Genomic DNA, 24057 nt, shown 5'->3' on the forward strand with positions numbered 1-24057 from the left:
GTTCCCTCCCGAAATTGCCCACGAAAGTGAAGTCCTACACTGAAGCTTACCAAGATTACTTTCGCAAAGGCTCAATAAACCGGTTCAAACGACGCACCGGCACTGCCGTTTCAACGCTAGTTGCGCAAAGGTTTGCCTTTGCTCAGCATGTGCTGCATCCGTTCCTGCGTCTTCGGTTCTCCGCACAAACTCAAAAACGCTTCCCGTTCGAGATCAAGCAAGTATTCTTCGGTCACCCACGTATTTGCCGGCACCCGGCCGCCCGCCAACACAAAAGCGATTTTCTCCGCGATCTTCAGATCGTGCTCGGAGATGTAACCGGATTGTTTCATCGTCCAAGCGCCGATCTTCATCACCGCGTATCCGGGTTCCCCCACCACCCGGATACTCTTCTTGCGCGGCGCTCTGTAACCGGCGTCGGCCAACGCAAGCGCCGTTTGTTTCGCGTCGTAAATCAAATGGTCGGTGTTGACCGTCACGCCGTCTTCCCGCCGCAGATACCCCAATTTTTTCGCATCGTGGCCGGAAGTCGACACCTTCGCCATGGCGATCGTCTCGAACGTTTTGTTGACCAACGGCTGCAGGTCGACTTCTTTTTGGTCCTGAACGGCTTCAATGTTGCGAAGCAGCAATTCTTTGTTGCCGCCGCCGCCCGGAAGCAGGCCGACACCCACTTCCACCAGACCGATGTAGCTCTCCGCCGCCGCCCGGATGCGGTCGGCAGGGAAACAGACCTCGATTCCCCCCCCGAGCGTCATGCCAAAAGGTGCAGCCACAACCGGTTTGTCGAGGTATTTCAGACGCATCAGCGTGTCCTGAAATTGTTTGACGGTCCAGTTGATGTCGTCCCAATTCTCTTCCTGCGCTTCCAGCAGGAGCATCATCAGGTTGGCTCCGACGCAAAAATTCTTCGCCTGGTTGCCGATCACCAACCCCCGCCAGTTTTGCGCCACTTCATCGCAGGCCTGATGGATCATCAGCGTGATGTCAGTGCCGATCGCCTGATTGGGCGAATGGAATTCGAGGCAGGCAATTCCGTCGCCGATGTCGATCAAAGAAGCCCCCGGGTTGGACTTGATGGTTTTCCCCTGCTCTTTCAACGCTTTCAGGTCGATGATTTCTTTCTTTTCTTCGATCCCTTTGTAGTCGCCCTTCAAAGTATAGAAAAACTTCACGCCGGCATCCTTGCTGTAAAAAGACGTTTTGCCGGAAGCGAGCATCTCTTCCACCCATGCGGGAATTGGCTCCCCTTCTTCCTTCATGCGGGCGACCGATTTTTCAAGACCGATCGCATCCCAAGTTTCAAACGGCCCCATTTGCCAGTTGAAGCCCCACTTCATCGCTTTGTCGACACTGACAATGTCGTCGGCGATCTCGGCGATCCGTTCCGCCGTGTAGAGCAGTACCCGTTTTAAAACTCCCCAGGCAAACAGGCTCGCTTTGTCATGCCCGTAGACGAGAGTACACAGTTTGTCGCGGAGGCCGCTCTGCATTTTTGCCGCTTCCAACGAAGCGAAGTTCGGTTTCGCTTTTGGGCGGTATTCCAAGGTGTTATAATCAAGAACGAGGATCTCCTTGCCTTGTTTTACGTAAAAACCTTGTTTGCTCTTTTCTCCGAGCCAGCCGCGCTTAACCATCTCCCGCATGAAATCGGGAACGACGAATGTGGCTTTTTCATGCGGATCCATCACATTTGCGTGGACGTTGTTGGCTACATGCACAAAGGTATCAAGACCGACTAGATCGAGCGTTCGGAAGGTTGCAGACTTGGGGCGGCCCATCGCGGGTCCCGTGATCGCGTCGACCTCGTCAATCCCAAGGCCCTTTTCCAGCATCTCTTGCACCGTTACCATGAGCCCGTAGGTACCGATCCGGTTTGCGATAAAATTGACGGTGTCTTTGCAGACAACAACGCCTTTTCCGAGAACGCGTTCACCAAATTCCGCCATGAATCGCACCAATTCCGGCATTGTATCGCTGCAGGGAATCACTTCAAGCAGTTTCATGTAGCGCACCGGGTTGAAAAAGTGGGTGCCGATAAAATGTCGGCGGAATTCAAGACTCCTCCCCTCCGACATGCGGTTGACGGAAACGCCCGATGTGTTTGTGGAGACAATGATTCCCGGTTTCCATACTTGCTCGATTTTCGCGAACAACTGCTGTTTTACGGCCAGATTCTCGACGACGACTTCGATGATCCAGTCCACTTCCGACAGAACTGACAAGTCGTCCTCAATGTTGCCGGGAGTGATAAGTTCCGCGTTCTCCGGAACATACAGCGAAGCAGGCTTTGCTTTCCGCAATCCTTCTTTCGCCCGAAGCGCAAGACGGTTGCGAACCAGCGGATGTTCCAATGTCAGCCCAGTTCGCGCCTCTTCCTCGGTCAGCTCATTGGGAACAATATCCAATAGATAGCAGGGAATTCCCACATTGGCCAGATGCGCCGCTATCCCGGACCCCATCACACCCGCTCCGATAACCGCCGCTTTCTTAATCTGAAATTCCATCCCCAAACCTCCTTCTCGACTCTCCCCGCGTGAGTGCGCTTCTCAGCGTATCGCTTCATGTGTATGGAGCAAGACTGGGCTTTATACCCCCCTGTATCCAACCGAACGGTTGGGAGGATAACTTTTTGACTGAACGGTCATTCATATCATAACACATCCCTTGTTGTCAGTAAATACTGAAAGTATGAATTGTTTTTTAAAAAAAGAAACACATGAGCGGCGGGGCTCCCAGGGCGGAAGAACTTGCAACCCGCTCCGGAGATGCCGTCCATGTGTTTCTTTCGGGTTATTCCAGTACAATCAGCAAATCACCTGTCAGGATTCCTTCTCCTTCTTTTACGAGAATCTCCTTGACATATCCGTCAACCGGCGACTGCACATGCGTTTCCATTTTCATTGCTTCTGTAATGATTAAATGTTCGCCTTTCTTGACTTTGTCGCCCTGTTCAACCAGCACTTTTACAACTTTCCCCGACATCACCGCGCCGATCTCTTTCACGTTATTCTGATCGGCTTTCCTCCGTGCAGCGGGCGCCGCTTGGATTGACTCGTCACGCACTGTGACTTCGCGCGGCTGGCCGTTTAATTCAAAATAAACGGTCCGGAGCCCGTCAGGTCCAACCGGTCCGACAGAGATCAACTTGATGATCAGCGTTTTTCCGGATTCAATGTCGACCCTGATTTCCTCGCCAGGATACATTCCGTAGAAAAATGTCGGCGTATCAAGTACGGTGACCTGATGATATTCGTCAAAATGAGCCATCATCTCAAGAAACACCTGCGGATACAGCGCGTAGGACACGAGATCGCGGTCTTTAAGCGGATGGCCCACTTTTTCGGCAAGCGTCTTGCGCAATTCGTCAAAATCAACCGGCGGCAGCATTTCGCCCGGCCGGCCGGCAAGCGGCTCCCTTCCCTTCAGCACAATTTGCTGCAGTCGTTTCGGAAAACCGCCCGGCGGCTGTCCCATATACCCCATGAAGAAGTCCACAACAGAGGCCGGGAAATCCAGTACATCGCCGCGCTTGTAGAGGTCTTCCTCCGTCAGATTGTTTTGCACCATAAACAAGGCAAAATCGCCCACCATCTTGGAAGAAGGGGTAACTTTCACAATATCGCCCAAAATCCGGTTGACTTCCGCATATGCTTTCTTTACTTCCGGCCAGCGTTCGCCAAGACCAAGCGATTCCGCCTGCTGCCGGAGGTTCGTGTATTGGCCGCCCGGCATCTCGTGCATGTATACATCAGCGGTGCTTGCCGCCAATCCCCGTTCAAACGGCCGATAATACTCGCGCACCACTTCCCAGTAATCGCTCAACTGCTGCAAGTCCTCAAACATCAGGCCGGTCGCCCGTTCAGTCCGGTCAAGCGCCGCCACCAGCGCATTGAGACTGGGTTGCGAGGTCAAACCGGACATGGAACTGATCGCGCAATCCACAATATCGACTCCCGCCTCGGACGCCATCAGCAGAGTCGCACCGCCGTTTCCGCTTGTATCGTGGGTGTGCAGATGGATCGGAATCCCGATCTCCTGCTTCAACGCTTTCACCAGCCGATAGGCGGCATACGGCTTGAGCAGCCCCGCCATGTCCTTGATGCCGAGGATGTTGGCCCCCGCTTTTTCCAATTGCTTCGCCAGATCAATATAGTACTGCAAACTGTACTTATCCCGTTTCGGATCGAGAATGTCGCCCGTATAACAGATCGCGGCTTCCGCCACCTTGCCGGTCGAGCGAACCGTATCAATTGCCACCTGCATGCCCGGCAGCCAGTTTAAGCTGTCAAAAATACGGAAGACGTCAATTCCCGACTTGGCCGCTTCCTCAATGAATTTCTGCACTACATTGTCAGGATAGTTGCTGTATCCAACCGCATTCGACCCGCGAATCAGCATCTGGAACAGCAGATTCGGGATTTTCGCACGCAGCTTGTCCAGCCTTTCCCAGGGATCTTCTTTTAAGAAACGCATCGCCACGTCAAATGTGGCGCCGCCCCACATTTCCAACGAAAACAGGCCGGCCCCGATTTTCGCGGTGGCTTCCGCAATCTGCAGAAAATCGTATGTGCGTGCCCGAGTGGCAAATAATGACTGGTGTGCGTCGCGGAACGTCGTGTCGGTAACCAGCAATCGTTTTTGTTCCAATACCCACCTGGAAAGTCCGTCCGGTCCCAGTTGATCCAGAATTTGCTTGGTTCCCTCAGGCGTGGCTTGATCAAAGGGGAATTTGGGAATGACCGGAGTCCGCAAAGCGGGCTTTTTCTCTTTTTTTGTCATGCCCGGCCCCGGATTGACTGTCGATTTGGCGATAAAGCTCAACAGTTTCGTTCCGCGGTCAAGCCGTTTTTTGAAATTGAACAGCTCCGGCCGGCTTTCGATAAAGGAAGTGTCGTACTCACCCGTCAGAAAATCGGGATGTGACACCACGTTTTCCAGGAACTGCAGATTGGTTTTCACGCCACGGATGCGAAACTCCATCAACGAACGCAGCATTTTCGCCGCCGCGCTTTTAAAATCGAGCGCCCAACTGGAAACTTTAACCAACATCGAATCGTAATACGGCAAAATCCGCGCCCCGCTGTATCCGTTCCCGCCATCCAGCCTGATACCAAACCCGGCTGCCGAACGATAGGCAAGAATCCGGCCCGTATCCGGCATAAAATTATTCTCCGGATCTTCCGTCGTAACCCGGCATTGAATGGCGTAACCACGCCGCGTGACAGACTGCTGGGAGGGGATGCCGATCTCGGGAGATGAAAGCAAATGCCCTGCCGCAACCAGAATTTGCGACCGCACCAGATCAATTCCCGTGATCAACTCCGTAATCGTATGCTCGACCTGGATACGCGGGTTCACTTCAATAAAATAAAACTGTCTGTCGGGGGTTAACAAAAACTCGACCGTTCCCGCATTCTTGTAACCGACTTTGCGCATCAGCCGCACGGCCGCATCACAAATCGCTGAGCGCAAGCCTTCGTCCAGCATCGACGGCGCAACTTCCACCACTTTCTGGTGCCGGCGCTGAATGGAACAGTCGCGTTCGAACAAATGCACGATATTGCCCGCTTTGTCGCCGAGAATCTGAACTTCGATATGCTTTGGCTTTTCCAGAAATTTTTCCAGGTACACGCTTCCGTTGCCGAACGACGCTTTGGCCTCGGAACTCGCCCGCGCAAACGCCTCCTCCAGATCCTTGCCGTCCCGAACGACGCGCATTCCGCGTCCGCCGCCGCCGGAAACCGCTTTGACGATCAACGGAAACCCATGCTCCTCCGCAAAGGCCCGCGCTTCGTCAAGCGATCGGACCGGTTCCTCCGTCCCCGGAATCACAGGCACTCCCGCTTCAATCGCCACCCGTCGGGCGGACACTTTATCTCCAAACATTTCCAGATGTTCAGGGTCCGGACCGATAAAGACAATCCCGCTTTGTTCGCACGCGCGGGCAAAATCGGCGTTCTCTGAAAGAAACCCGTACCCCGGGTGAATGGCATCGCAGTCATTGCGTTTTGCAATTTCAATAATTCCCTCAATGTCGAGGTACGCTTCCACCGGTCCTTTGTCCTCACCGACCAGATACGCCTCGTCCGCCTTGTAGCGGTGAAGGGACAGGCTGTCCTCTTTCGAGTAAATCGCGACGGTTCGAATTCCCAATTCCGTGCAGGTGCGGAGAATGCGAATGGCAATTTCCCCGCGGTTTGCAACCAAAATCTTGTTGAAAGTGCTTGCGGTCATTCATGCAGCCTCCCATAGACAATTTTTCACACCCATGTGTTATCTTATCTTACTTTTGCCAATAAATAAATGTAGCCGTGCCGTTTTCACTTGATCACTTCAGCGTTTCCTCCCCTTGTGAGAATCCCAGACGGCTCTCCAGCGCTTCCCGTTCCTTTTCAAAGCCGGGCTTGCCCAACAGCGCAAACATGTTCTTCTTGTATGCCTCCACCCCCGGCTGATCAAAGGGGTTGACCCCCAGCAGATAACCGCTGATTCCACAGGCTTTTTCAAAAAAATACACCATTTGCCCAAAATAGTAGGGAGTGAGTTGCGGAACCCGAATGAGCAGGTTGGGAACTCCTCCGTCGGCATGTGCCAGCAGGGTTCCTTCCATGGCCCGCCTGTTGATGAAATGCAGACTCTTTCCGGCAAGAAAATCAAGCCCGTCCAGATTCTCCTTGTCCCGCTGAATCACCAACTCAGTTCGGACCCGCTCCACATGAATCACCGTTTCAAACAGGTTGCGCAGCCCGTCCTGGATATATTGACCCATGGAGTGCAGGTCGGTGGTAAAGTTCACGGCAGCCGGGAATATTCCTTTCTGATCCTTTCCTTCGCTTTCGCCGAACAATTGCTTCCACCATTCCGCAAAATACTGCAGTGAAGGTTCGTAATTGACCAGGAGTTCCACCGTTTTGCCCCTGCGGTAAAAAAGATTCCGCAGCGCGGCATACTGATAACACGGGTTATTCTCAAGCGAAACGGCGGAATACAACCTGTGTCCCGCCTGGGAGCCGGCCATGATCTCGTCAATGTCCACCCCGGCAACCGCAACCGGCAGCAGCCCCACAGCCGTCAGCACAGAGTATCTGCCGCCAATGTCATCCGGAATCGAAAAGATTTCGTACCCTTCTTCCTTTGCCAATTGTTGCAGCGCTCCGCGGTTCCTGTCGGTGGTGGCAAAGATTCTCTCCTTCGCTCCGTCCTTCCCGTATTTTTTCTCCATGTATTCCCGCAAAATGCGAAAAGCAACGGCGGGTTCAGTGGTGGTTCCCGATTTGGAGATTACGTTTACGGAGATCCGCTTTCCGTCCAGGATCTCCAGCAAATCGGCGATATAGGCGGAACTGAGATGGTGGCCGACGAAATAGATTTCAGGCGCTTTTCTCCTGGCCGGGAGCAGCTGGTTATAAAAGGTGTGGGTCAGCATCTCCAGTGCCGCTCTCGCTCCCAGGTACGAACCGCCTATGCCTACGACCAAGAGCGCATCGGATTGCTCCTTGATTTTCCGAGCCGCCCGCTTGATCGCCGAATACTCCTCCCGGTCATAGTGAATCGGCCAGTCCACCCATCCCACAAAATCGTTTCCCGCTCCCGTTTTTCGGTGAAGCATCTCATGGGCCCTGGAAACATCGGGCTGCAGATCCAAAACCTCTTCGGGGTGGATAAAAGCCAGCGATTTGGAGTAATCAAACGTTATCATGCCGGACATGGATTTGCCCTCCCGCATTTAAAATCGGTACCGATCAAGTCCGAATCTCCGTGAAACTCCCTGTACAGAAAAGCTGTTTTAGCCGGTTGCAATCATCAATCTTTATTTTACCATAGAGCAAATGAGTGGACGCTATTTGCCTTCTGCCGGGCGTACCACAAAAACACCGCCCCTGACGGAGCGGCATCGATCACACAAGCATCTCTTCAAAAAACGCTTTGACCTTGTCGCGAATCGCATCTCTCACTTCGCGGAATTTCACCTGGATTTCCTCTTCGGTTCCGGTCGCTTTCGCGGGATCCTCGAACCCCCAGTGAAGTCGTTTGACGTGCGGCGGAGTAACGGGACATTTGTCGTTGGCATCCCCACAGAGGGTGATCACGTAATCCGCTTTGTTCAGGATTTCGGGATCAATCAAATCGGAAGTCTGGTCTGAAATGTCGATCCCCGCTTCTTTCATGGCTGCGACGGCACGGGGATTTAACCCATGGGTTTCAATCCCCGCACTGTACACCTCCGCTTTGCCTTTGCCGAAATGTTTGCCCCACCCTTCGGCCATCTGGCTGCGGCAGGAGTTGCCGGTGCACAGGAAATAGACGATTTTCTTCAAATACTCTCATCCTCTCGCAAAATATTTCTTTTGCAGCCGCAAAGCGACATTGACCAGAGCGATCATCACCGGCACTTCGACCAGCGGGCCAATGACCGCGGCAAAAGCCGCGCCGGAGTTGATCCCGAACACCCCCACCGCAACCGCGATGGCCAACTCAAAATTGTTGCTGGCGGCGGTAAAGGAAAGCGTCGTAGTCACCGGGTAATGGGCTCCCGCCCGTTTGCCCATATAAAAAGACACCAGGAACATCACCACAAAGTAAATCAGCAGCGGAACCGCAATCCGGATCACGTCGAGCGGCAAACGAACGATCACGTCTCCCTTGAGGGAAAACATCACAATGATCGTAAACAGCAGAGAGAACAAAGTGACGGGACTGATTTTCGGAATAAAGGACGTTTCATACCAGGAGCGCCCTTTCAATTTCACAAGCGAGTAACGGGTGATCATGCCGGCAAGAAAGGGAATGCCCAGATAGACAAGAACGCTTTTTGCCACTTCCGCAATGGTAATGTCGATCACCATCCCCTGCAAGCCGAACCATCCCGGCAAAACCGTCACAAAAACATACGCATAAACCGAGTAGAACAGGACCTGGAAAATCGAATTGAATGCCACCAAGCCCGCCGCGTATTCGGTATCCCCTTTTGACAGATCGTTCCAGACAATGACCATCGCAATGCAACGGGCCAGCCCGATCATGATCAATCCGACCATATATTCGGGGTACCCTCGCAAGAAGACAATGGCCAGGACAAACATCAAAACCGGACCGATCACCCAGTTTTGCAGCAGGGACAGCCCCAGTATCTTTCCGTTGCGAAAGACCCTCCCCAATTCTTCATACCGCACCTTGGCCAGGGGCGGATACATCATCAGGATCAAGCCGATGGCGATGGGAACGGAAGTCGTCCCCACCTGGAACCAGTTCAGAACAGTCACAAAATCCGGAAACAGTAAACCCGCCCCGATTCCGGCCGCCATCGCAGCGAAAATCCACAAGGTCAAATAACGGTCCAGAAACGATAACCTAGACCCGATTTTTTCAGTCACTTGCCATTCTCCCCTTCCAAATTTACTCGCATGTCACCAACAACCCTTTTGCTTCCAGTTCCCTCAGTTGCGCCGATAAGTCCGGCAAATTCCCCAAAGCGAAGCGGATTGATTCCAACCGTTCGCGGTTTAGCGAATAGAACACCCATTGCCCTCTGCGCGATTCCCGTACCAGCTCCGCGCTTTTCAGGCGGCTGAGATGCTTGGAAATCGCCGGCTGTGAAATGTTAAAAATCGGAACAAGCTCACAAACGCAACAGTCCCGGACGTTTAGCAGCGCGACGATTTTTAAGCGGGTGGGGTCGCCCAGGGCTTTGAAAGCAGCCGCCAGTTTTTCGGTTTCCATTGTCACCACCTCCAAAACCATATTATAATATAGTTATATGGTAATTATACGATAAAAAAACACCGGCGGCAATTCCTGCAAATATCTTTTCCCGGCATCGACCTTGCAAACCGGACGGAGTGAACCGCGAACGTCTCGCCCGTCAACTGGAAGGAAAAAGCGGCCAAATCCCGCACGCGCCATTTTTTCAAATACGGCGACAGCACAGCCGACATAAGGAGGTGGCGAAGATTCACGATAAACGTTGTAGCGATGATGGAAGCCGCCGGGATACCCGCTCCGAACATCCCTGCGGCGATCAGTTGCGCGGAACGAAACGAGGGAAAATCAATCAAACTGGTAATGAACAATGTCGTCCGGTCCGAGCTCGGCGGGCAACTCCTTGTAACCCGGAAGCTTCACCCGGTCGTGGCAGAAGACAAACACGTACTGGTCGACCGTATAGAACTCCAAATTTTCCAATTCCCCGACATCCGGTTCTTGAAACGGGTGTTTGTCCGTTTTCTTGTAATACAAAAAAAAGTCGATTTGAAAGCGATCCCGGTTTCTCATCTTTTCCCGCCACGCTTCCAGAAACCGCAAACGCGGATCTTCGATGGAACGCCGCTTGACGGCGGCCGTAACGTTCATATGATGTAGGACAGGTGAGATGTTTTTCGTGACCGTGTCAATCAAAAGGATCTCTTCTTCCTTTAAACTTTCTCTCGTTGCCAACACAACCAGATACCCTTCCGGCATTGCGTCCTCGTCGGCGCGGAACTGGCTGAATGCCACCGGCGAGATCACAAGGCAGTTGGTATCCCCGAAAGCGGCGACCAACTGCGGGTCGTCAAAAAATTTGGCAACTCCGCCGACAGTGAAATCGTACAGGGTGTCGCCCAAAAACGTGCCCCGCCATGCATCGTTTGGCGAAAAGCGTTTGTCAAGCAGTTCCGCTCCTATACAATGTTGAATCGTATAAACGCCGTCTTGCAGAAAGCAGAGAAACGCTTTTTGTATGCCGAAAGAAAGCTTCAGTGTTTTCAAGGTCAAATGACAAATTTCTTCCGGCGTCGAACAATGATTGAGATTGTTCACCAACCGGTTGAGGGTTGCAAGCGTTTTGTATTTCTGTTCGACAGCCGCTTTCTGGAGGTGGATTTGTTCAAACAACAACGCGTTTGTCAGCGCGATATAGGTGGCGGAAGCCAACGATTCGATCAACTCGAAACTCGACTCGTCATAAGGGGTGTCGTTTACCGATTCGCTGAGGGTGACAAAGCCGAGAATCCGGTCTTTGACGATCAGAACGATGTATTTCGCATCAAGAAGCGCAAACTCCTCCCAATTCTCAAAAATCGATTTTATAATGTCCCGATCCCTGTCGATTTCCAGCACAATTTTGTTATGTGCATACCGTTCGGTAAGCAGTTTAAACTCGGCGTATCGTTTGGTGTAGGACAACACGTTCCGATACCCTTTGATTTTGATCGTTTTCGTCAATTCGTCGTAGATTCCCAAAGAAGTCACTTTGCTGCACGAAACCTCGCCAAACACGTCAATCGCGGTGGCATACAGTTTGTCCGGCGCCATTTCGGACAACAGAGCTTTCGTACTCTGATTGATGGCGAACAGGCTGAAGATCTTTCGGTCGAGTTTTAAGTTGGCTTCTTTCAGATCTTCAAAATGCTTGCTGTTTTCAAGGGAATTGTTGAACAAGAGCATCAATTTGTTGGAAATCTCGTAATCGTCTTCGTCAAAATCGCCCATCGCTTTCCCGTCGGAGATGATAAACCCGTACAGTTCGCTGTGGATGAGCAGCGGAATGACAAGCTTCATGGCGAGTTGACAGACATCGTGTTCGTCAAAAAAACGCTCGAATTTACTTTTTACGATCTGCCCGTGAAGGGTGGGAAGGGTCTGCAACTTTGGCGAATTTTTGATGCGGTAATCGGAAAAATGATAAATTCGCTTGTTGCGGACCACGTATTCGTCGCCTTGCTTGACAAACAGCAGGGAAGCGTGCAAGGTCAGCACTTCGTTCGCAAATTCAAAAGCGAAGTCGGCGAGTTGGTCAAGGCTGAATTTCTGGGTAAACACCTCAATGGCGTTCAACAGCGCTTCATATCGGAACAGCTTGTTCGTTATGTCGAACGACACCGGCAATCCCCCCTTCCGCTTCCGGTTTCCCTTTGCACACCTTCCGGTTATAGGTTATTCAAAAAACAACTGGTGGTCCCGCACATAAAATGTACCGTTGGTGATCTTGTCGATCCGTTTTTGATTGTTTTTGATTCGCAACAACGTTTGCGGGAACGCCCCCTGTACGATGGACACCTCGCCATCCCCTTTCGTTTCCAGCAGAACCATCAGGCCTTTGCGCCGGTTTTCCAATTCGTAAAGCTGGTCGAGCAATTCGTCATGCTTTTTTGCATAGAAAAAGTATTCGTCCAAATCCGTCGGACTCAACTTGTCTCTGATGCTTTCGTATACTTCCAGTTCCCGCTTGATGCTCTCGACTTCAGACAGCTTTCTTTTATATTCCCCGAGCAGTTCCTCCAACTGTTTGTGCAGTTCCACCCTGTCAAATCCCTGCACATTGACCGGTGTGAAGCGTTCGTTTTCGTTTCCGATGTAAGCCGCGACAACTTTCGCTTCGGCATGGGTTTCGCCGCCGATAATTTTGCCTCTTGTCTTGTCGAGGATGATATTTTTCGAATAGAGGTTGCTTCCAATCGCGTACAGGCCGATGTTGATATCGCCGCCGGCGTTGATGGTGCAGTCGTTTGCGTGCTTGACGTACACGTTTTTGTTCGCTTGAATGAAAGCTTTGTTTTTGCCGAAAACCCCGCCTTTAATGAAGACGTTTCCGGACAGGGAAACGATTTTGTCAACCGCCCCGATTCCCATTTCGCTTAAAACGCAAATGTCTTTTTCCGCCACGACGCTGAAACCGTCCTGCACCGTTCCCTTTACGGTAACATACCCCTTGTATTCGATGTTTCCCGTTTTCGTTCCCACGTCGCCATCGATGATATAATGTTCCATTACGCTGACTTTGCCGTTCTTAAATTCCAACGCACCGTCAAACAAGGCCCGCAGCACGATCTTGCCGCCTTCTTGCACTTCAACGACGGATTTCGGGTCGTATTTGAGCCGTTTGTCCTTCCCCCTCTTGGCGGGCAGAATCGCGCCCGTCACCGTCCGGCCTGGAATCCCCTCCGTCGGCGGGATTTTTTCGCCAAGCCAGTCCCACTGTTTCACCTGGTCGATAAAATTCAGTTCATACAAGTCAACACGACCGTTACTCAAAATTTTCGGTTTTTTCTCAGACGGTTGGATATATCGGATTTGTGCGTCCTCGCCATGAACGGGCGGGATTCCGCAGGCCACCACAATTTCGGTCTTGGTTTGCAGCCGGTTCAGCAAAACGTCGGTGAGAATTCCTTCCCTGACACAGTTGACTTCCAAAGCTTCGATGATTTCGGACCGGACGGCGTCCGGGTTGGATTGCAGCTCTTCGTCCGTGATGTTGAGCCTTACGGTTGCTTGCATCTGGTCGGCGGAAACGGTAACGGAAACCCGCGGTTTGTAAAATCCGATGCCGACTTTTTCCCGGTTGGCTTGTCGGAAAGCGTTTGCCACATTTTTGAAATCATTGATCGCGATTCTCGGATCCCGCTCAATGATGTCGTTTAATTCCCGCAGCACAAAGCCGGGTTTAAACACAGAAATGTAGAGCTGATCGTTTTCAACGGTAAGTGTGAAAAAATCGTTTTTAAAGACTTCCATACGAGTCAACTCCGCAGAAAAAAATGCATTCCAATAGATATATATACGTCGTTTTGGCCGCTCCTCCCTGCAAAACCGAAGCTGCACCGAAATAATTTTCAATTGCAAGTCCATTAAAAAAAGCCTGCATTCGCAGGCATTATTTCACGGCTGCTGCAACAGGCTCTACGACCTCAATCGGCCCTTCACCGCGCTTCAGCATTTTCGGATACCATTTTTCGGGTTTCAGTACGGAAATCATGTAATCCATTGCGATTTGCGGATCCACGGTTTCACCGCAGGTGTAGCAATCAAGCGCGGCAAAACCTTTTTCCGGATACGTGTGAATCGAAATGTGACTCTCCGAAAGCAATACCAGTACAGTTGCCCCTTGCGGCTCAAATTGTTTGGATTGAACGGACAACACCGTTGCACCGCATTTCTCCGCAGCTTGTACCATCATGTTTTCCAAAAACTTGGCGTCATTGAGCATGTTAAAGTCAGCACCCCACGTGTCGACAGCAACATGTCTCCCGAAAGTTGAGTACTCTTGGGTCATGAGCTTTCGGCCCCCTTCCTAAACGAAAAATTGTGGTACTTGATTTTTCGCTAGGACCTACGTCATTCACCACGGGGGAAAGTTAGTCCGGAGAGGTCCTAACCCTTTAAGTGAATCCTGGTTCCTATCCGCTTTTCAGTCCATTATGATTTCAACGAAGAATAAAATATCACAGATCGAACGAGGTTTCAATACTTTTTACAAGTTTTTTGTTCACTGCAGAAGACCTTTTTTAGTAGGATTTTTCCGCGGGAAAACGGCTGATTCCGACCTCTCCTTTGAGACGCCATGACCCTATCGGGTCCTTCATACGATATGAAATTCGCTCGGATTTGGTACCGGTCAAAACACCCAACTGACATTGAACAGGGGCGCGAATGCATGGATAACGCAAGCCCGGAGAGCGCACAATCGTACGGTTACAGTCGTCCGGCTTGCACGCCGGAGAGAAGCTCTTCCAGCCACGCCAACTCCGTTTCGCTATGCATCAGCGCATTCTTGACGAGCATGACCACCCCGAAGGGATGGTCCGGCGCCTTACACCGGTAAAGCCCCCGTAAAAATTCCACCCGCTCCCTGACCGCCGCAAGCCGTTCCGCAATCGCTTCCGCCACTTTGCCGGCTTCGGCCAAATGGGCGTTCATCAAGGCAGGGTACCAGGGGTGGAACAATTTGGCGTCCTGACGGAACGCTTTGTTGATCAATTTTTGAAACTCGGCACGCCCTGCATCGGTGATGCGGTAAACCCTTTTTTCCGGACGGCGCTCTTCCTGGGTCACTTCTTTCACTTCAATCCAGCCGTTTTTCTCCATCTGCTCGAAGGCGTAGTAGAGAGTGCCGTAATTGACCTTGATGTAGCCGTGCACCTGCCGCGCTTTCAAAATCTGCAAAACTTCATACGGATGCAGATCCCGCTCAAACAGCAACCCCAAAATCAACAATCGCAATTCCAAGATCCTCGCCCCTTACAAGTTGCCGTCCGGTACAGGTTGCGGCTGAGCCGTGCGCTTGCGCATTTCCAGTCTCGATTTTCCCAGGAAAAGCGCCGTCAAAAGACCGGTAACCGCCGCTGCCAAACCGAAAAGGAAGACGGAAGAGATCGCATCCGCCAATGTTCCCTGCATGACCGACAACACGTCGGCCGGGATCCGGACGCGCACATCAGGCTGCAGCAGCGCCTGCGGGTCTTTCAGAAACGCCCCTGCAAAAGGAAAATTCGCCAGTTTGCCGGCCAACGCGGACGTCATATGATGGGTGACGATCGCTCCCATGACGGCGACACCGACCGTTCCGCCGATGGAGCGGAAGAACGCGACGCTTGAAGTTGCGACACCGCGCTGGGTCATCTCTACCACTCCCTGCACAGCCGTCGTCGTAACCGGCATCAATGGCCCAATTCCCAGTCCGAGCAGAATCATATAGAACGTTACTTCCAGCGAGGAGGAATGCACATCCAGGCGCGTCAGCAGGAAAGAGCCGGCCGCTGTGACCGCCATCGCCGCCAGCGTAATGGTGCGGTAGGTGAACTTGCGCATCGCAAAACCGCCGATCATCGAACCCGCCACCACAGCCAGCATCATCGGGGTCAGAATATTCCCGGCGTTCTTGGCGCTTCCGCCCAAGACGCCCTGCACAAACAGCGGAATGTAAGACGCTCCCCCCATCATCGCGATCCCCTGCAGGAAGACGACGGCGCTCATGACGGCAATTACCCGTTTTCTGAACAGTGAGAGCGGCAGCATCGGTTCCGCCGCTTTCCGTTCCGCCAGCAGGAACAGGATCAAAAACAGGAGGGATGCGCCAAACAATCCGAGCACCTGCCACGATGTCCAAGCGTACTCTTTCCCGCCGAACACAAGGGCGAGCAGCAAAGTGACAATCGAGACCGCCATCGAGCCGGCCCCCAGAAAGTCGATTTTCGGCCTGTACCCTACCACCCTGGTTTCCACCAGCGAGAACAACAGAATCCCGAACGACAGGATGCCAAGCGGCAGATTGATGTAGAAAATCCAGTGCCAGGAGATCGAGTCGGTGATGTAAGCGCCGATCGTCGGCCCGAACACGGAGGAAATCCCGAATACGGAACCGAAAATCCCCTGCATTTTCCCGCGCTTCTCAGGCGGAAAAATCTCGAAGATGATCGTAAACGCCACCGGCATCAGCGCGCCGGCCCCAATCCCCTGAACGCCGCGGTACAGCACGAGCTGCATCATGGTGTCAGCCGTGCCGCACAGGGCGGAACCCGCCATAAAAATCGCCAAGCCAAGCAGGAAAAACCGTTTTCTTCCATACAGATCGGAAAGTTTGCCGACGATTGGCATTACGGTCGTGCTTGTAAGCATATACGCCGTAAAAACCCAAGAGTAGATGTCCATTCCTTTCAGTTCCGCCACAATGGTCGGCATGGCGGTCGCCACGATCGTCTGGTCCAGCGCAGCCAGCAGCATACCCAGCATAATGGCGGCCACTGTCCATCCCACATGTATTTTTTTCATGACACCCTCCTGCTCATGTTTAGATTACTCTAATTATAATACTCAAATTATAGCTATGCGCAACCGACCATTTTTTAGAAAAATTTTGTTTGATTTTCCTGTTTTTTTCTGCTAGACTCAAGAAAAGGTCCTGAAGGGCCAGTTTTCAGCTTTCCGAAAGCTTTAGGAGGTATTTGGTTCATGCAAGGGATTGTAAAATGGTTCAGCGCAGAAAAAGGGTATGGTTTCATCCAGCGTGAAGACGGTGACGACGTGTTCGTCCACTTCTCCGCGATCCAGTCTGAAGGCTTCAAGACCCTGGAAGAAGGCCAAAAAGTCGAATTCGAAATCGTTGAAGGTGCGCGTGGACCACAGGCTGCCAACGTGGTGAAACTCTAATTTTGCCGATCATCCCCGGTCCTGAAACTGAAACACCGGTTTCTTGACCGGGTTTTTTTGATTTGACCCAAATCATGCCGGGTGTACCACAGCAACAAGCCGGTCCGAACGGACCGGCTTACGTCTTCTTTCGTCTCTTCTCTTCCTATTCTTTTTCCTCGAACGAACCAAGCGGAATTTCAAACATCTTGACCACCGTTTTCCCCTGCTCCTGCGCCCCTGCAGCGAACAAGAACAGTTTTCCGTCCGGCCCGATCGCATGCTCGATATTCTTTACGTCATATCCCGGCTGCAGGTCCAGATGGATGCCATACGTTTTCCCTTTGACCGTCTTGTCCCCTTTCGCTTTTACCGCTTTCAGGTTGACCGCCTGATCCAGTCTGGGTTCCAGCTCGAACAAGTAGCTGCCGTAGGCAAAGTCCGCTTTTTCATAGAACTTTTTCTTGACCTTCCCGTCGGTCAGCAGATAGTCGTGGTTCTTGATATCGAAGATATATCCTTCTTCGGTGTACATGTAGCCTTCCTGCGTATGCACGACGGTCTCTTTGTCGGGAAGCTTGAACTCGTCCAACACGGCGCGTGTCCGGTCCAATTCCGACTTGTCCACTTCCGAGTAATGAAAACTTTCGGTGTTGAATTTAATCGCCGAATTCCCTTTAAACCCGATGTAGAGAATCTTCTGATTGAGAAGCGCCTTTTTCAGCTTGTAACCGGGAAAAGACTCCTGTTTGACCGTTCCGTCTTTCGCAAAAATCGCCAAGCGAACGGCCCCGTCGTTCTCCTCGTATACAAAAATCGGCCGTCCGTCGGTCGTCACAAACGCGTAACGCTGCAACCCGGGATTAAACGACGCTTTCATCTCCGCCAGCACTTTGCCTTTAAGGGGGTTGGAACTCGTATGTTTCAAAATGTCGTCAAACGTCGTTTGAGAAGCCGGTTGCGGCACGGGATCGGATTTGAGAAGCCCGGGGGTCCATGCGCTCGGAGGCTGGCAACCGGCAACGCCGAACGCAACAATCGCCAGAATCAGAATTTTTCTTGCTTTCACATGATCACCTCGGGGGATTCCAGCATGCTACTTTTACTCTAGCACAACAACCGGCAGGGAACCACACAAAACATCCCGATGGGATAGATCCGGTTTGTGGCGGACGGGGGTGTCGAGACTGCGGTTGACGGGAACAAAAAGGGGCTGTCCCAAAAGTCAAAAAATGACTTGTAGGACAGCCCTTTTTTAATCACCCGAACTTGTACGTGATGCCGTGCCCGCCTTTCGGATAGACCCACTCGATATTGTAAGCGGGACAGCCGATGCGGCAGGTGCCGCATTCGATACAGTTTTCGAAGGCCACCGACGTGTGATCGCCTTCCCATTCGTAGACGTCCGCCGGGCAGAAGTGCGTGCACTCCTTCGTGGGACACTTCATGCACACTGCCTGATCCTTGATGATCAGATGCGATTTTTCGTCAACCTTGTAGCGGATGGTAAACAGTTTTTCTTCAATGGTTGCTGCGCTCATCCGTTAATCGCCCTCCATCCCTTGTATCCGAGTTTCAAGAGATCCCATGAACCGCCGGCAGCTTCTTTCAGGCGCTTGATCGCATGGCGCTGTTTTTCCGCTTTCGGCACGCCGTTGACGAGCAGCATTTCGTAAGCGGCGTCGTTGAGCGCGCGCGGCAAGTTTTCAAACAGAACCTTCGGATCCATTTCATTCAGGAGACCGTGCAGTCCCTGATACTTCTTGAGATCTTTATGGATAAACGACTCTTTGACTTTTGCGTCGTACAGGTTCAGGGTTTGACGCGAGAAGTCGCCGCGCTTCTTTGCCTCGATGATCGCCTCTCCGGCAAACCGCCCGGATGTCATCGCCAGGTTGGTGCCTTCGCGGTGCACGAAGTTGACCAGTTGGGCGGCGTCCCCGCAGATCACCCATCCGTCTCCGGACAGTGGTGGCACGGCGCTCAATCCGCCTTCCGGAATCAAGTGGCCGGCATACTCTTTCGTTTCCCCGCCCTGGATCAATTTGCGGATCATCGGGTGCTGCTTGACGCCTTCCAGCAACTCATAAGGTTTGACTTTATGCTTCTTGAGATCGGATACCATCACGCCGATCCCAAGCGAGATCGATTCTTTGTTGGTGTAGAGGAACCCGAGGCCCGTCATTCCTTTGGACGTTTCGCCGACGAACTCGATGGTAACGCCTTCGTCCCCTTCCAAATTGAAGCGGTCCATGATTTTTTCTTTCGGCAGGAAAATTTGCTCCTTCACCGCAAGGGACACTTGATCGGGCTGCCATTCCTTGTGAACGCCGAGGGATTTCCCAAGCAACGAGTTGACGCCGTCCGCGATGACGACAACATCGGCATAGAGATCCCCTTCGTCGCGGTCTGTCCGGACACCGACCACTTTGTCGCCCTCGCGGATCAAATCGGTTACGACCGTTTCATAAACCGGAATCGCTCCCGCCGCTTCCGCTTTCGAAGCAAACCACTGGTCAAAATTCACGCGCATCCCGGTCCAGCAGTTATACGGCTCCTTGAACGCTTCGTTGCGATGCCCGAACGTCACCACCGACTCCGGGCCGAGCACCCAAAGTCTTTGCTCAACAATATGCCGTTCAAGGGGCGCTTCCTTCCAAAATTCCGGCACGATGTCTTCCAACTGCTTCCGGTAGAGCACTCCGCCGAACACGTTCTTTGCCCCGGGGAACTCTCCGCGTTCAATCATGACGACCGACAGTCCCGCTCTTGCCATCGTCAACGCGGCAGCCGCTCCGGCCGGTCCCGCCCCCACCACGATCGCATCGAATTTGTTCGTCATACGCGAACCCCTCCTTCCTCATTCACGGCTGGTTTGTTGGCTGCATCCTTGAGAAAAGAGACGCCTTTCTTCTTCCGGACCTCTTCAAGAATCGCCGGTACGACCTGAAACAAGTCTCCCACTATACCGTAATGGGCGACTTTGAAAATCGGTGCGTCGGGATCGCGGTTGATCGCCACGATCAAATCGGAATTCTGCATGCCGACGGTATGCTGAACCGCTCCCGAGATTCCGATTGCAAAATACAGCTTCGGACGAACCGTGTAACCCGTTTGTCCGACTTGATGTTCATGCTTGATCCAGCCGGCATCCACCGCGGCGCGGGACGCTCCCACAACGCCACCCAATTCGTCGGCCAGTTCTTTCAACATGGTAAACGCTTCCGGACCGCCAAGCCCCCGTCCGCCCGCCACGATAATCTCCGCTTCCTCCAGGTTGACCTTTGATTTTTCCTGGATGAAATCAAGGACTTTCGCCGCGATGTCCTCTTCTTTGATCTGAAAATCGATATGCACGATTTCGCCCTTGCGGGACGGATCTTTCGGCAGCGCTTCAAATACCCCCGCCCGGGCGGTTGCCATCTGCGGACGGTATTTTTTGCAGAGGATCGTCGCCATCATCTTTTCCGAGAACGCAGGGCGGGAAGCCAGCAACAAACGGCTTGGATGCGGCTCCACGTCAAGTTCGGTGGTGTCCGCCGTAAGTCCCGTCGGCAAATGGGTCGCGATGGCGCCCGCCAGGTCGCGCCCGGTGGCGGTCGCCCCGAACAGGACGATTTCCGGTTTTACTTCATGGATCACCTTCATTGTGGCGCGGGAATAAGGATAGGTTCTGTAATCCTTCAATTCCGGCGCATCGCACACAAAGACGCGGTCGGCGCCGTATGCGATGGCCTCTTCGGCCAAGTGGCCCACATTGTGGCCGATCACCAACGCCATCAGCTCGGTTTCCAGTTTGTCGGCCAGCTTCTTGCCTTGACCGAGAAGCTGCCAACCGACTTTTTTCGCGATGCCTTCCCGGTGCTCGATATAAATCATTACGCCGCGATATTCCGACCAATCCGGCATGTCGTCGACAGGTTGCTTTTTGATCTCTTCCGTCATCCGTTTCGCCTCCTATCTCATTGCGCCTGCTGATTCCAACCGAAACGCGCCGGAAGGTCAGTCTGCCAAAGTTTGTCAACCAATGTGGCCGCTTTCACCTGAACGTCGTCGCCTTCGATCATCTCGGTGTTAACCGCCTTTTGCTCCGGCACCCACGATCTGCCAACGACCGTCGGGGACCCTTTCAGACCGATTTTGTTCCGGTCGAGATTGGGGAAATCCTGTGTGGTCCAGACGACCGGTTTGAACTGGGCCGCCCGCAGCATGCCCGGTAAGGAAGCGCGGCGAACTTTGTTCATTTCTTTCAAAGCGGTCATCAGAACGGGCAGCTTGGTTTCCACCACTTCCACTCCGTCCTCCAGATGGCGATGGACCGTAATGCGGCGTTTTTCCATATCAACGCCTACCACTTTTTGCACATAGGTTAATTGTTCCACATCAAGCCGGCAGGCGATGCCGGGGCCCACTTGGCCGGTGTCGCCGTCAAGCGTCTGTTTTCCTGTGAAGATGATATCCACCGGTCCCCATGTTTCCGCCACTTTCTTAATCGCCTCGGCCAAAACATAGGAGGTCGCCAGCGTATCCGCACCGGCAAACGCCCTGTCCGTCACAAGAACGGCGTCATCCGCACCCAGCGAAACGCACTGTTTCAAGGCTTTTTCCGCAGGGGGCGGGCCCATGCTGACCACCGTGATCCGACCCCCGTATTTTTCACGCAATACAAGCGCTTCCTCCAGCCCGTGCAGGTCATAGAAATTGACAATGGCAGGCACACCGGTCCGGATCAACGTGTTGGTCTTCGGATCGATCCGAATCTCCCGGCTGTCTGGAACCTGCTTTACACACACCACAATGTGCAGCATCCCCTTCGTCCTCCCCTTCATGAATTAAGGAAAAATCGTGCCCAGACTCCTACTTCTATTTTATTGTGAAAATATGAACATTTGTCAACTAACAATTCTATTTATTTTTAATTATGAAAAAATATCGGCTATTATATTGTACTATTTCTAAACAAGATCCAAAACAACAGGTTCCCGAATCCCCGCATTTTTTGATTCGGGAAAATCCGCCAAACCGACCGGAGGTTTCCGTGCGGGCGGTTTCATTCGTTTTGCCAGCCAATCGTCTGCTGCGCCTCCAGCTCGATCCGCCGCAAGAGTTCCTGCCGCATCGACTGCCAGAAGGAACTGGGGGTGCCGGCATTCAGCATCTTGCTTTTCATAACGTCCAGCGAATTTTGCAATTGCTCAATTTTTGTCTGGATGACTTGCCCCAACGCCCCCAGGTCGGATTGGTACATTTGACAAAACAACTCCGTTTCCGCGCTGTCCGGTATCGCAAGCAAATACGGCCACAAAGTCCGCACCTCCTGGTGCATCCGCAATTCCGCTTCCAAATACCGCACGGCGTAGTCAAGCTTTCGCCGTTCGTCGGCGCCGAGTAAAGCTTTCGCAAGCAGTATTTTCTCCGCCTGTTTGCGCTGCAGGTAACTCTCCACCTGATAGCACCGGTCCAGCAGCGACCTTGCCATGTTCAATCCCCCAATCTGACTTCCGGTATTTAATTCCGGTATGTAAAGCAAGCGTAGGGAAAACGTCCCTACGCTTTTGACTTCACCCTGAAGCCGGGCGATTCTATGTCACCGTGTTTCTTGAACAGCTTGCCGGCATGTTTGCGAATCCAGGGCACAACCCAATAGTCCCCGCCGAAACGCCCCGCATTGTAGCCGGCAGCAATGATGAAGAATCCGAGCAGGATCAACCATGGGTTCGAGGAGACGGTACCCGCGAACATAAACATGAAGTTCATCAGCATCCCGAAGAACATCGCCGCGGTGGTCAGCACCCCCAGAAGGAGCCCGAGACCGACCAGAAACTCTCCCCACGGAATCAAGAAGTTAAACAATTTGACGTTAGGCAGCGCAAAATGTTTCAGAAACGCGATATAAGTCGGATAAAGCACTTCGTTCGTTCCGGTTTCCAAAACCGGTTTTGCGATGGCATTCTTTAAAAATCCGGTTGCGTCAAACGGTTTTGGTCCGGCAATCTTGTGCCAACCGGCCGTCATCCATTCCCATCCGAGATAGACCCGCATCAAAGTCAGAAGTCCTGCGGCATACACGTTCGTTCTGAGCCAGTTCATCATATGAACCACTCCTTGAAATAAATTTGGTATGGCACCGCCCCGGCAGGAATGTGGCCACATTTACTTTATACTCCGGAGGTGAAGAAGTTTCCTTCTTCACTTTTATTATAAAGCAGCAGATATAAATTGTGTTTATCAAAAACAATTGTCAAAAATTCTTCCAAACTTCGCAAACGAAATGTGTCATTTTTGGCTTCAGAGCAGGACGGAGGCGAGGACAAGCCCCCCCGCCACCCAGCAATAATAGGCAAACGGCCGCATGGCGTCAAACTCGTGTTTTTTGAACCAACGCATCAAAATCCACACGCTGATGTAAGCGAAAACGCCCGCCAGCACACCGCCGATCAAAGAGGTCTGCAACAAACCGTGAACGCCGGACTTTGCCAATTTGGGGATCTCCAGGATACTGGCGCCTGCGATAATCGGGGTTGCCAACAACATCGAAAATCTGGCGGAGGCCTCATGTGACAGACCCATCCAGAAGCCCGCCGTCATGCTGGAACCGGAACGGGAAAAACCGGGAACCAAAGCCAACGATTGGAACAGCCCGATGACGAACGCCTGCCCGAACGCAAGTTCGCAGATATCTTTTCTGCCGCGGGTCCGCAGCTTTTCCCCGAAGTAAAGAAACAAGCCGTTTACGATCAAAAACACAGCCGCGCTGGTCACGTTGCTGAACATGTGACGGAGCGGCTTTTCGAACAGCAATCCCAGCAACGCCGCCGGCATCGTCGCGGTGACGATCAACAGCAGCAACTTGCGCGAGTCCCGCCGGTCCCGATGGAAAACCGACCGGATGATTTCCAGCCATTCATGCCGGAAAAACACAAACAACGCCAGCGCAGTTCCCAGATGCAGCATCACCACATACGGCAAAAAATGCTCCTTCAGGAATTCCGGGTCAAGGTTCCAGCGAAAAACATAAGGCGTCAACACGCCATGCGCCACGCTGCTGATCGGAAACAACTCGGTGACGCCTTGAATGATTGCAAACACGAAGGTTTGAAGCAACGTCATAACGGCATTTCCGCCTCACTTTCAACAAAAAATAATGAACCGGCAATCAAACAGACATTCTAA

The 24057-nt window shown here is 52.5% G+C and carries 21 protein-coding genes; 1 reads left to right on the plus strand and 20 read right to left on the minus strand.

Annotated features, from left to right (window positions below):
- Positions 1-116: 116 nt before the first annotated feature.
- The 12 genes from AC4ED1_RS02420 to AC4ED1_RS02475 form a co-directional block, all read right to left on the minus strand.
- Positions 117-2507 carry a 3-hydroxyacyl-CoA dehydrogenase/enoyl-CoA hydratase family protein gene (locus AC4ED1_RS02420; RefSeq protein ID WP_490935815.1) on the minus strand — a complete coding sequence of 797 codons (2391 nt, stop codon included), beginning with the start codon at positions 2505-2507 and terminating at the stop codon, positions 117-119.
- 286 nt (positions 2508-2793) lie between these two features.
- The gene (locus AC4ED1_RS02425; protein WP_490935816.1) at positions 2794-6237 is read right to left on the minus strand and encodes a pyruvate carboxylase; all 3444 of its coding nucleotides are present in this window, start codon (positions 6235-6237) and stop codon (positions 2794-2796) included.
- Positions 6238-6331: 94 nt separating this feature from the next.
- Entirely contained in the window at positions 6332-7711 is a 1380-nt protein-coding gene (locus tag AC4ED1_RS02430; RefSeq protein WP_490935817.1) for a glucose-6-phosphate isomerase, read from the minus strand.
- A 190-nt stretch (positions 7712-7901) separates the two neighbouring features.
- A complete protein-coding gene (gene arsC / locus AC4ED1_RS02435) occupies positions 7902-8321 on the minus strand; it encodes an arsenate reductase (thioredoxin) (protein ID WP_490935818.1) in 420 nt (139 codons plus the stop codon).
- Positions 8322-8327: 6 nt separating this feature from the next.
- Positions 8328-9377, minus strand: coding sequence for an ACR3 family arsenite efflux transporter (gene arsB, locus AC4ED1_RS02440; protein ID WP_490935819.1), 1050 nt, complete (start codon positions 9375-9377; stop codon positions 8328-8330).
- A gap of 22 nt (positions 9378-9399) precedes the next feature.
- Positions 9400-9723: an ArsR/SmtB family transcription factor gene (locus tag AC4ED1_RS02445; RefSeq protein WP_490935820.1), complete on the minus strand. Its 324-nt coding sequence runs from the start codon at positions 9721-9723 to the stop codon at positions 9400-9402.
- A 44-nt stretch (positions 9724-9767) separates the two neighbouring features.
- Positions 9768-10073 (minus strand): AzlC family ABC transporter permease, encoded by a 306-nt coding sequence (locus AC4ED1_RS02450; protein WP_490935821.1) that lies wholly within the window; start codon positions 10071-10073, stop codon positions 9768-9770.
- Complete coding sequence (locus tag AC4ED1_RS02455; RefSeq protein ID WP_490935822.1) at positions 10051-11862, minus strand: GAF domain-containing protein; 1812 nt, start codon at positions 11860-11862, stop codon at positions 10051-10053. Before AC4ED1_RS02455 ends, AC4ED1_RS02450 begins: the two co-directional genes overlap by 23 nt.
- Before the next feature lie 54 nt (positions 11863-11916).
- The gene (locus AC4ED1_RS02460) at positions 11917-13494 is read right to left on the minus strand and encodes a flagellar assembly protein A (RefSeq protein ID WP_490935823.1); all 1578 of its coding nucleotides are present in this window, start codon (positions 13492-13494) and stop codon (positions 11917-11919) included.
- Positions 13495-13633: 139 nt separating this feature from the next.
- Positions 13634-14032, minus strand: a complete 399-nt coding sequence (gene speD, locus AC4ED1_RS02465) for an adenosylmethionine decarboxylase (RefSeq protein ID WP_490935824.1) — start codon at positions 14030-14032, stop codon at positions 13634-13636.
- Between the two features lie 419 nt (positions 14033-14451).
- Entirely contained in the window at positions 14452-14985 is a 534-nt protein-coding gene (locus tag AC4ED1_RS02470; RefSeq protein WP_490935825.1) for a PadR family transcriptional regulator, read from the minus strand.
- Positions 14986-14997: 12 nt separating this feature from the next.
- Positions 14998-16527: an MDR family MFS transporter gene (locus AC4ED1_RS02475; RefSeq protein WP_490935826.1), complete on the minus strand. Its 1530-nt coding sequence runs from the start codon at positions 16525-16527 to the stop codon at positions 14998-15000.
- A gap of 180 nt (positions 16528-16707) precedes the next feature.
- On the opposite strand from AC4ED1_RS02475, the gene AC4ED1_RS02480 reads away from it, so the two are divergent.
- The gene (locus tag AC4ED1_RS02480; protein WP_490935827.1) at positions 16708-16905 is read left to right on the plus strand and encodes a cold shock domain-containing protein; all 198 of its coding nucleotides are present in this window, start codon (positions 16708-16710) and stop codon (positions 16903-16905) included.
- 145 nt (positions 16906-17050) lie between these two features.
- Here the strand turns inward: AC4ED1_RS02480 and AC4ED1_RS02485 are convergent, their stop codons facing one another.
- The 8 genes from AC4ED1_RS02485 to AC4ED1_RS02520 form a co-directional block, all read right to left on the minus strand.
- Entirely contained in the window at positions 17051-17953 is a 903-nt protein-coding gene (locus tag AC4ED1_RS02485) for a hypothetical protein (protein ID WP_490935828.1), read from the minus strand.
- 190 nt (positions 17954-18143) lie between these two features.
- A complete protein-coding gene (locus AC4ED1_RS02490; protein ID WP_490935829.1) occupies positions 18144-18425 on the minus strand; it encodes a ferredoxin family protein in 282 nt (93 codons plus the stop codon).
- Positions 18422-19726, minus strand: a complete 1305-nt coding sequence (locus AC4ED1_RS02495; protein WP_490935830.1) for an FAD-dependent oxidoreductase — start codon at positions 19724-19726, stop codon at positions 18422-18424. The genes AC4ED1_RS02490 and AC4ED1_RS02495 overlap by 4 nt, the downstream gene beginning before the upstream one ends.
- A complete protein-coding gene (locus AC4ED1_RS02500; RefSeq protein ID WP_490935831.1) occupies positions 19723-20829 on the minus strand; it encodes an electron transfer flavoprotein subunit alpha/FixB family protein in 1107 nt (368 codons plus the stop codon). Before AC4ED1_RS02500 ends, AC4ED1_RS02495 begins: the two co-directional genes overlap by 4 nt.
- Positions 20830-20846: 17 nt before the next feature.
- On the minus strand, positions 20847-21692 hold the full coding sequence (locus AC4ED1_RS02505; protein WP_490935832.1) for an electron transfer flavoprotein subunit beta/FixA family protein: 846 nt from the start codon (positions 21690-21692) through the stop codon (positions 20847-20849).
- A gap of 242 nt (positions 21693-21934) precedes the next feature.
- Positions 21935-22363 carry a hypothetical protein gene (locus tag AC4ED1_RS02510; RefSeq protein ID WP_490935833.1) on the minus strand — a complete coding sequence of 143 codons (429 nt, stop codon included), beginning with the start codon at positions 22361-22363 and terminating at the stop codon, positions 21935-21937.
- Between the two features lie 68 nt (positions 22364-22431).
- The gene (locus AC4ED1_RS02515) at positions 22432-22977 is read right to left on the minus strand and encodes a DoxX family membrane protein (protein WP_490935834.1); all 546 of its coding nucleotides are present in this window, start codon (positions 22975-22977) and stop codon (positions 22432-22434) included.
- 195 nt (positions 22978-23172) lie between these two features.
- Complete coding sequence (locus AC4ED1_RS02520; protein WP_490935835.1) at positions 23173-23994, minus strand: undecaprenyl-diphosphate phosphatase; 822 nt, start codon at positions 23992-23994, stop codon at positions 23173-23175.
- Positions 23995-24057 lie beyond the last annotated feature (63 nt).

This window comes from Effusibacillus sp. SKA8 (assembly GCF_058273125.1).

Bases quoted from the DNA above. Each gene is read 5' to 3' on its own strand.
- AC4ED1_RS02420 (WP_490935815.1), bottom strand. From the start codon at position 2,507: ATGGAATTTCAGATTAAGAAAGCGGCGGTTATCGGAGCGGGTGTGATG.
- AC4ED1_RS02425 (WP_490935816.1), bottom strand. From the start codon at position 6,237: ATGACCGCAAGCACTTTCAACAAGATTTTGGTTGCAAACCGCGGGGAA.
- AC4ED1_RS02430 (WP_490935817.1), bottom strand. From the start codon at position 7,711: ATGTCCGGCATGATAACGTTTGATTACTCCAAATCGCTGGCTTTTATC.
- AC4ED1_RS02445 (WP_490935820.1), bottom strand. From the start codon at position 9,723: ATGGAAACCGAAAAACTGGCGGCTGCTTTCAAAGCCCTGGGCGACCCC.
- AC4ED1_RS02460 (WP_490935823.1), bottom strand. From the start codon at position 13,494: ATGGAAGTCTTTAAAAACGATTTTTTCACACTTACCGTTGAAAACGAT.
- speD (WP_490935824.1), bottom strand. From the start codon at position 14,032: ATGACCCAAGAGTACTCAACTTTCGGGAGACATGTTGCTGTCGACACG.
- AC4ED1_RS02475 (WP_490935826.1), bottom strand. From the start codon at position 16,527: ATGAAAAAAATACATGTGGGATGGACAGTGGCCGCCATTATGCTGGGT.
- AC4ED1_RS02480 (WP_490935827.1), top strand. From the start codon at position 16,708: ATGCAAGGGATTGTAAAATGGTTCAGCGCAGAAAAAGGGTATGGTTTC.
- AC4ED1_RS02490 (WP_490935829.1), bottom strand. From the start codon at position 18,425: ATGAGCGCAGCAACCATTGAAGAAAAACTGTTTACCATCCGCTACAAG.
- AC4ED1_RS02495 (WP_490935830.1), bottom strand. From the start codon at position 19,726: ATGACGAACAAATTCGATGCGATCGTGGTGGGGGCGGGACCGGCCGGA.
- AC4ED1_RS02500 (WP_490935831.1), bottom strand. From the start codon at position 20,829: ATGACGGAAGAGATCAAAAAGCAACCTGTCGACGACATGCCGGATTGG.
- AC4ED1_RS02505 (WP_490935832.1), bottom strand. From the start codon at position 21,692: ATGCTGCACATTGTGGTGTGTGTAAAGCAGGTTCCAGACAGCCGGGAG.
- AC4ED1_RS02510 (WP_490935833.1), bottom strand. From the start codon at position 22,363: ATGGCAAGGTCGCTGCTGGACCGGTGCTATCAGGTGGAGAGTTACCTG.
- AC4ED1_RS02515 (WP_490935834.1), bottom strand. From the start codon at position 22,977: ATGATGAACTGGCTCAGAACGAACGTGTATGCCGCAGGACTTCTGACT.
- AC4ED1_RS02520 (WP_490935835.1), bottom strand. From the start codon at position 23,994: ATGACGTTGCTTCAAACCTTCGTGTTTGCAATCATTCAAGGCGTCACC.